General features: G+C 52.2%; 1 rRNA gene. It reads right to left on the bottom strand.

The window, feature by feature from the left end:
• Window positions 1-23: 23 nt before the first annotated feature.
• Window positions 24-2,890: ribosomal RNA gene (locus GGQ92_RS16190) — 23S ribosomal RNA — on the bottom strand; the annotation flags it as partial.

Here is a 2,890-nt window from a genome sequence, read left to right as displayed (position 1 = left end):
TCAAAACGTACAATCATTGTAGTATAGATAAGTCCTCGATCGATTAGTATTCGTCAGCTTCACATGTCACCATGCTTCCACCTCGAACCTATCAACCTCATCGTCTCTGAGGGATCTTACTCATTTAAAATGATGGGAAGTCTCATCTTGAGGGGGGCTTCATGCTTAGATGCTTTCAGCACTTATCCCTTCCACACGTAGCTACCCAGCTATGCTCTTGGCAGAACAACTGGTACACCAGCGGTGTGTCCATCCCGGTCCTCTCGTACTAAGGACAGCTCCTCTCAAACTTCCAACGCCCACGACGGATAGGGACCGAACTGTCTCACGACGTTCTGAACCCAGCTCGCGTACCGCTTTAATGGGCGAACAGCCCAACCCTTGGGACCGACTACAGCCCCAGGATGCGATGAGCCGACATCGAGGTGCCAAACCTCCCCGTCGATGTGGACTCTTGGGGGAGATAAGCCTGTTATCCCCGGGGTAGCTTTTATCCGTTGAGCGATGGCCCTTCCATTCGGTACCACCGGATCACTAAGCCCGACTTTCGTCCCTGCTCGACTTGTAGGTCTCGCAGTCAAGCTCCCTTCTGCCTTTACACTCTTCGAATGATTTCCAACCATTCTGAGGGAACCTTTGGGCGCCTCCGTTACTCTTTAGGAGGCGACCGCCCCAGTCAAACTGCCCGCCTGACACTGTCTCCGAACCGGATCACGGTTCTGGGTTAGAAGGTCCATACAGCCAGGGTGGTATCCCACCGGCGCCTCCACGTAAGCTGGCGCTCACGCTTCGATGGCTCCCACCTATCCTGTACAAGCTGTACAGACATTCAATATCAGGCTACAGTAAAGCTCCACGGGGTCTTTCCGTCCTGTCGCGGGTAATGCGCATCTTCACGCATAGTATAATTTCACCGGGTCTCTCGTTGAGACAGTGCCCAAATCGTTGCACCTTTCGTGCGGGTCGGAACTTACCCGACAAGGAATTTCGCTACCTTAGGACCGTTATAGTTACGGCCGCCGTTTACTGGGGCTTCGGTTCAGCGCTTCGCAGAAGCTAACGCATCCCCTTAACCTTCCAGCACCGGGCAGGTGTCAGCCCCTATACTTCGCCTTGCGGCTTCGCAGAGACCTGTGTTTTTGCTAAACAGTCGCTTGGGCCTATTCACTGCGGCTTTACTTGCGTAAAGCACCCCTTCTCCCTAAGTTACGGGGTCATTTTGCCGAGTTCCTTAACGAGAGTTCTCCCGATCACCTTAGGATTCTCTCCTCGCCTACCTGTGTCGGTTTGCGGTACGGGCACCCTTTTCCTCACTAGAGGCTTTTCTTGGCAGTGTGAAATCCGGAACTTCGGTACTATATTTCCCTCCCGATCACAGCTCATGAACATGTCAGACGGATTTGCCTATCTGACTCACTCGCTGCTTCGGCGCACACAACCAGTCGTGCGCATTCCTTATCCTACTGCGTCCCCCCATTGCTCAAACAGAATTGGGTGGTACAGGAATATCAACCTGTTGTCCATCGTCTACGCCCTTCGGCCTCGACTTAGGTCCCGACTAACCCTGAGCGGACGAGCCTTCCTCAGGAAACCTTAGGCATTCGGTGAAGAAGATTCTCACTTCTTTTTCGCTACTCATACCGGCATTCTCACTTCTTTGCGCTCCACCAGTCCTCACGGTCTGACTTCGCTGCACAAAGAACGCTCTCCTACCATTGTTCGTAAGAACAATCCGCAGCTTCGGTGATACGTTTAGCCCCGGTATATTTTCGGCGCAGAGTCACTCGACCAGTGAGCTATTACGCACTCTTTGAATGGTGGCTGCTTCTAAGCCAACATCCTGGTTGTCTAAGCAACTCCACATCCTTTTCCACTTAACGTATACTTGGGGACCTTAGCTGACGGTCTGGGTTGTTTCCCTCTCGACTATGAACCTTATCACCCATAGTCTGACTCCCAAGGTTATATGATTGGCATTCGGAGTTTGACTGAATTCGGTAACCCGATAGGGGCCCCTAGTCCAATCAGTGCTCTACCTCCAACATACATTCCTTGAGGCTAGCCCTAAAGCTATTTCGGAGAGAACCAGCTATCTCCGTGTTCGATTGGCATTTCACCCCTACCCACACCTCATCCCCGCACTTTTCAACGTACGTGGGTTCGGGCCTCCAGTCAGTGTTACCTGACCTTCACCCTGGACATGGGTAGATCACACGGTTTCGGGTCTACGACCACCTACTCATTCGCCCTATTCAGACTCGCTTTCGCTGCGGCTCCGTGTCTTCCACTTAACCTTGCAGGGGATCGTAACTCGCCGGTCCATTCTACAAAAGGTACGCCGTCACCCATTAACGGGCTTCGACTACTTGTAGGCACACGGTTTCAGGTTCTATTTCACTCCCCTCCCGGGGTGCTTTTCACCTTTCCCTCACGGTACTGGTTCACTATCGGTCACTAGGGAGTATTTAGCCTTGGGAGATGGTCCTCCCGGATTCCGACGGAATTTCACGTGTTCCGCCGTACTCAGGATACACTCTGGAGGAAACAGGCTTTCAGCTACAGGGCTGTTACCTTCTATCGCGGGTCTTTCCAGACCGCTTCGCTTAACCTGTTTCTTGATAACTCCGTGTAGAGTGTCCTACAACCCCAAAAAGCAAGCTTTTTGGTTTGGGCTAATTCCGTTTCGCTCGCCGCTACTCAGGAAATCGATTTTTCTTTCTCTTCCTCCGGGTACTGAGATGTTTCAGTTCCCCGGGTCTGCCTCCGTTATCCTATGTATTCAGATAACGGTTCTGTTCCATGACGAACAGAGGGTTTCCCCATTCGGAAATTCCCGGATCAAAGCTTACGTACAGCTCCCCGAGACATATCGGTGTTTGTCCCGTCCTTC

The sequence above is a fragment of the Gracilibacillus halotolerans genome (genome assembly GCF_014206945.1).
GTDB classification, from domain to species: Bacteria; Bacillota; Bacilli; order Bacillales; family Amphibacillaceae; genus Gracilibacillus; species Gracilibacillus halotolerans.
Note: the sequence above shows the minus strand (reverse complement) of the source record. Positions and strands in the feature narration are given on the sequence as shown.